Origin of the sequence: Paenibacillus sp. Aloe-11, assembly GCF_000245715.1 — a bacterium.
GTDB classification, from domain to species: domain Bacteria; phylum Bacillota; class Bacilli; order Paenibacillales; family Paenibacillaceae; genus Paenibacillus; species Paenibacillus kribbensis.
Window position 1 is genome coordinate 239,332 of sequence record NZ_JH601067.1, and the last position, 6,110, is coordinate 245,441.

At 45.4% G+C, this 6,110-nt stretch carries 5 protein-coding genes; 2 read left to right on the forward strand and 3 right to left on the reverse strand.

Annotated elements, in window-relative coordinates:
* The coding region (locus tag WG8_RS29070) for an MFS transporter (protein WP_007432530.1) at window positions 1-707 on the reverse strand (707 nt) is incomplete at its 3' end.
* 477 nt (window positions 708-1,184) lie between these two features.
* Between WG8_RS29070 and WG8_RS22220 the strand changes: the two genes are divergently transcribed.
* Both WG8_RS22220 and WG8_RS22225 read left to right on the forward strand, forming a co-directional pair.
* Window positions 1,185-2,102, forward strand: a complete 918-nt coding sequence (locus WG8_RS22220; RefSeq protein WP_007432531.1) for a hypothetical protein — start codon at window positions 1,185-1,187, stop codon at window positions 2,100-2,102.
* A gap of 64 nt (window positions 2,103-2,166) precedes the next feature.
* Window positions 2,167-2,931, forward strand: coding sequence for an HAD family hydrolase (locus tag WG8_RS22225; RefSeq protein WP_007432532.1), 765 nt, complete (start codon window positions 2,167-2,169; stop codon window positions 2,929-2,931).
* A 175-nt stretch (window positions 2,932-3,106) separates the two neighbouring features.
* On the opposite strand, the gene WG8_RS22230 is transcribed toward WG8_RS22225, so the two are convergent.
* The gene (locus WG8_RS22230; RefSeq protein ID WP_007432534.1) at window positions 3,107-4,405 is read right to left on the reverse strand and encodes a hypothetical protein; all 1,299 of its coding nucleotides are present in this window, start codon (window positions 4,403-4,405) and stop codon (window positions 3,107-3,109) included.
* Window positions 4,406-4,430: 25 nt separating this feature from the next.
* On the reverse strand, window positions 4,431-6,110 hold a 1,680-nt coding region (locus WG8_RS22235), incomplete at its 5' end, for a thioester reductase domain-containing protein (RefSeq protein ID WP_007432535.1).

Below are 6,110 nucleotides of genomic sequence, written 5' to 3' on the forward strand. Positions count from 1 at the left end.
TGAAAGCCAATACGCAGACCATAGACCGGAAAGTTGCTGTTCAGACTGGCTTCCATATAGCCGTAGAGGAATGCAGGCAATAGAGCATACCATGCCCAGCTGTAGCTGCGTCGGAATCTTTGTGCGGGACGTGCCTCGGTTGCCTGCTTTTCCGGTCTGGAATCCGGTAGCTTCACTAACACCAGCAGCAAAACAAGCAGGCACAGCAAGGCCAGTGCAGCAAACGGAACCAGTGTTCCATAATCAAGCAGCCATAATCCCAATGGCCCCATTGCAAAGCCCAAACCGTAGGACATGCCATAAAAGGAGATGTTGCGGCCACGGTTTTCTGGCGGAGTCACTAGCAAAATCCACAGTTGGGCAGAATAGTGAAGCGCACTGTCACCTATTCCAACCAGCAGCCGCAGTACGAACCACACCCGGATGTCAGGGATTAGCGGGAATAGCAGCAGCGTCACGAGTACAAGCACCAAGCCTCCGGCCATCAGTTTTTTGAAGCCCAACCATCCTAGTGTCCGTTCAGCCACCAGCGTCATAGCGAATGAACCTATATATAGCGCAGCTGCGTTCATTCCATTTAGCGAAGATGAGACCCCCATTTGCTCCAACGAGATAGACAGGATAGGCAACAGCAAACCTTGACATAATCCGGCTACGATAATAACCGCAATTAGAATAAAATAATGAACACGCAACGACGACGACATCATGGTACCCCCTGGTAAAAGCAATAAAATATCAACAGCAAAAATGAGTATTAAGGAATGATTTGCATTTGATACCATAATCAATAATAATTCTTGTCCATATACATGCTCTGCTGGCCTGAAAAAGCAGCCAAACACATACAAATTCAGGTGATTTTGGCGCATTATAGAATACATTACAGCATGCATTCAGCACGCATTACAGAAAAGAAGAAAAAAATCGTCATCTGAGATGACGATTTTACGGAAAGAGCTTGTCTGATATGTAATCCGACTCCGTTCGTTAAGGAGTCACGTATGTTCAATCCGAACCTCTTCATGCACAGCGCACTATTTCATATTATAGTGGACAATGTCCGGCAGAACAAGCCATAATAAATAAGTGAGCAATTTCAAAATGCTCGTGTTGTGCTTATGGACGGGCTTAATTCGTTCACCGCTCTGGGCTCGAAGACAGAATAGGAGGCATTTGATTCCATGAGTTATCAAATTAAAATAGACACTTCTCCAATTTACGAATTACTCGGCAGCTTCATGGCCTATGTAACTAAAAAATGGGTACACGATATGGACCTGGGGCATGAATGGGTCGACAAGGTGGATGCACGGCTGCAACACGAAGTTCGTACCGAGCTTGCCACAGCCCAGGATTGCCCTTTTAGCGATTATGACGCACTCTATGCCTGGGCTTTGCTTCGACCGGAATCGGATGAAATATCCGACTATATCACTTATTTGGAGCACGGTCCGGATCAAGATATGTTTGAGCTGCTTGTTCCGCACATCCCTTTTTTAACCTTTGAAGAATCTTTACGCATACGCAAGGTATATGCGCCCCTCCTCAAATTATGGGATCGCGATTATTTTCGGGCTCTGGAAGGCGAGCTGCGCGTGCTGGCAGAGGAAGACGCTGCGGAAAAGCGTATGCTTTTGAGCAAAATGGAGCCGGAAGCACTGGTTGAATACGCCACAGCTGGATTGGTCGTTCCACATATGGAAGATCTGGATACGGTTGTCCTCTTTCCGGTCGTCCATAATCGCCCGATTAATTCCTACTGTTTTTATTCGCGCATGCTGCTAATCCAGTATCCGGTAGATATACCCGAGGAAAGCGAGGAAGAACCGCCTACGCTCCTGCTGCGGCTCACTCGTGCGGTCAATGATCCACAACGACTGCGAATTTTGCGTTATGTAGCTCAAGGCCCTAAATCTCTGGAGGAAATGCGCCATGATTTGAGCCGATTGGAAGATACACTTATGTCTGATATGATGATTTTGCGAGTGGCTGGTCTGCTTCGCATTCACATTGGACGCTATCACAAGGAAAAATTCAGCATCCGTCCCGACGGAGCGGCTGATTTACAGGTATTTTTGGAATCCTATATTGGATTGTAATGAAACTGCACCTTTAGTTATACGGAACACCGTTAAAGCTTTGGGCTTGGAAGGAGTATGCAACATGTCGTATCCGAAGCAGCACATTTTATTTGATCTTGATGACACTTTGGTTCACTGCAACAAGTATTTTGACCTGATTCTCAGCCATTTTTTTGATTTGCTTCAGGAATGGTTTGCAGCCCATAATCTGACGAAAAATACAATTCGCGAGAAACAAATCGAAATTGATGTGGCTGGTGTTCATCAGTTGGGCTTTGCCAGCGAGCATTTTCCACAATCTTTGATTGATACGTACCACTTTTTCTCCGAACAATTCGGACGCCGTATTGATTCTCGGGACGAGCAGGAGCTTCGCTCCCTTGGACGAAGTGTGTACGAGCAAGAAATCGAACCGTACCCGGGAATGGTTGAAACATTGAATTCGCTCCAAAAAGCCGGGCATTCCCTGTATCTCTACACTGGCGGTGAGCAGGTCATTCAGGAAAGAAAGATTGAACAAATGAAGCTGGCTAATTATTTTGATGAACGCATCTATATTCGCCAGCATAAAAATGTCGAAGCACTGGAAGAAATCATTCAGATGAATAGTATGGACCGAAGCATTACCTGGATGATCGGAAACTCCCTGCGTACCGACGTATCTCCAGCCCTTGCGGCAGGTATTCATGCTGTATATCTCAAGCAGCCCAAGGAATGGATTTACAATATGGTTGAACTGCAAAAAAACGTGAATTCCGTGATGTATACGATACAGAAGTTAACAGAAGTACCAAGAGTCATACACGAAAGCATACAATTGCATCAACAGAAAAGGACCCTCGGCTAGAGAGCACTGCTAATATCCCCTTCAGGTAGACACTCAAAAAAGTCCACATGGTATCATGAGGATAGAGTGAACTTGGAGGGGAATTTTTATATTGCCAACGATTTCAGCCAAACGCAAGCAACGCGCACCGATTGAGTATCGGCACGCGCTGGCTGCTTAGTCCTTCTTCACTTGTTTACTTGACAGGGGTATAACCATTCATCAAATGTTCCACAGATAAAATGTGGTCAAAAAGACCAAAGACCTCTTCTGAATCATACATATTCTCCAATACGCTGACTTCCATCATTAAACGTCCCGAAAGCGTAGCTGTTGTGAGCAGTAACGACTGGTTTTTGATGGAAAAATAGATCGTATCCACCCATTCCTCCATAATCGGATACGATATAATACCCACATTGGACAAAGTGATGGAAAAATTCCACAGTGGGAATCTTTCAGGCATTGTTTTCATACACAATTCAAGGCACTGTTGTTTATATTTCCGATATGAATTGGAAAACGAAGAAAAAAAGATCGACAGTGCATAGGGAACCCCCCTTTTGAACCATTTGAATGCGGATTTCACCTGTTTTTCCAAATTCCCGTTCCGGAAAAATTGCATCGGAAGACTGGCGACGTAATTGCCGTGCATCGTTTCCGGCGAATAGTCAAGCAGCAACTGCAAATCCATGGGCATGGAGACAAATACGCGCTGCTTGCCGGGAGCATGTTGCAGTAGTCCATCGGTCGTTCGAAAGCAGATGTATTCGGTCAATGTCATTTTTTTGCTCCGGCATTGCCGTAAAATCTCAGCTGTCTCTTCTTTACTGAAACAGTACGATTTTTTAATGTAGCCACCGCCTTGCTCCGGTTTTCTGCCGTAGCTCAAATCAACGGTTTCGCCAGCGCTTGTCCTTTTTCCCATAACCCTGGATATAAAGCCTGTAATAAAAACCGGCATCCATAAAAAAGCGGAAACTTTTCTTTTCATACGCAACAGCTTGTCTCCGGGGACGTCTCCCTTTGCTGCCTTCTTTTCCGGCTTCGCCTCAGATTCGCCCGCATAATATTCCAGCCATCTCTTGATCCAGAAAACCAAGCCCCGTCCATTAGCCACCGCATGGTTCATCGCAAATATCATGGTATGTTCATTTATAGGGATAATGCGAAATGGCAGTCTGGAATTGGTTGGGGCATACTGGGCCAGTGCCTCTTCTTCCGTAAAATATTGGGAAAGCTGCACCTTTTCAATCTCCAGCAAATTTTCCAGCTCTTCCTGCGAAAAACATCCCCATTCAAACGTGTCTTTTTCGAACTGTTCCACCCTTTTGGCTTGTAGCAATGGATTGTCCATGATAAGCAAACGGTAGCTGGAAAATAATTTTTCAGCGTCGATTCTTCTTTTAAAAGTAACCGTTGCGATCATGCTGTTGGATGAAAGATAATCTTCCGTTCCGAAAAAGTAAGTGCTTGCCAGTTTAATGGCGTTCATTCTTTTTCCCTCCTCTCCTGTTTTTTTACATGAACTCTACCTTTTTGACATGATCCATCATCAGCTTCACTTTTTGACCATCCAGCCTGGACCATTCAAACCCTAGCGCCTGCAAAATACCGTCGGTCTTCTTGTTCATTGTCATGAACAACGTTTTGCTTGCTCCCTCAAAGAAGACGTTGGAATGAACAAGAATCCGGGCAACCTCCTGCTGCGTCTGTGCTTCATCGTATTTTTCAAACATGTATTCGGCAAAATCCTCCACTGGCATCGGCTGAACTTGTATATCCGCCTGCTTCAAAAGCTTGGCAAAGGATATCATGCTAACCTGATGGCTATTAAATAGATGATAGGTTTCATTCTTGAGATTTTTGCGGTCGAACAGCAGTACAACAGCTTTGGCAACCTCATCCACAAAGGAGAAATTCATGGTTTTATCTTGAATTGCAGGAACCCGACCAAGTTTGATCATCGACTTGACCAATGAATAAAATGCATTGTCCGAGATATTTTCCTGGAAGATCCCTGAATTGGAATCAAAAACGAGATTTCCGACTCTGAATACATTGGAATCAAGCCCTTGTTCCCTTGCTTTAATAATCTCTTTCTCGGCTTCGAGTTTCGTCATAACATAATAGTTATCAGAGCTTTGTCCAACATAGCAATCATATTCAGAGAACACGAAGCTGTCCTGATCTTCTATCCATCCGCTGCCTACGCTGGTGGTAGAAACAAAATTGTAGGTCTTTTTCTTCCCTGTGCTGGCAAATTCGATCACTCGTTCGTTCCCTTCCACATTGACGGCATAAAATTCCGAGTAATGCCCAAAATGCTTCACGTTTGCCGCCGAATTAATGATCGCATCAATGATTTCGGCCAAACGCTCATAGCGCTCCCGGCTCAGGCCAAAACAGTCCCGGGTTAAATCTCCGCAGAACACGTGCACCCTGTCCTCCCAGGCATTCTGCCCGTCAAGCTCATGGCCAAAATGGAACTTCAGCTTCGCCCGCAGTCTTTCCAGTGCCTCTTCGTCGCTCGTTCCCCGAACAGGCACATACACCTCATATTCCGTATTTTGCAGTAATTGAAACAAAATATGGATCCCGAGATACCCTGTTCCTCCAACCAGCAGAATATTTCGGTAATCAGCCCGTTCAGCAAGATTGATGCTTTCATATACCTGATTTTTCTTGCCATATTCCTTGAGACTCTCGCGCAATTTCCATACAACACCAGGTACGCCACTTTTTCCGACAGCTGCTGCTTCCTGCAGGGCGTATACGAATTGTTGTAATCTGCCTTTGGAATATTTGATGTGATCCGCCAAGCCCCGAATCGTCGGATATTGAAAAATGTCGTTAATACCCACTTCAAAATCCAGCGCCAGCCTTGAAACCACCTGAATTGCCTTGATCGAATTGCCGCCCAGTCTGAAGAAATGCTCATCAATGCCGATCAGTTTCATACCGAGAATATCCTGCCATACCTTCTGGATTTTCAGATCAATGTCATTTCTTGGGCTGCTAAATGTATCGTCGCTTCCCTGCCATTCAGGCTCAGGCAACGCCTTTCGGTCAATCTTTCCGCTCGGAGTCATCGGCATCCGATCCAACTGCATAAAGCTGGACGGCACCATGTAATCAGGCAGCTCCTGCAACAGCTGTTCCCGCAGCTCTTCCGCTTCCGGTTCGCCTTCTGCTGTAAT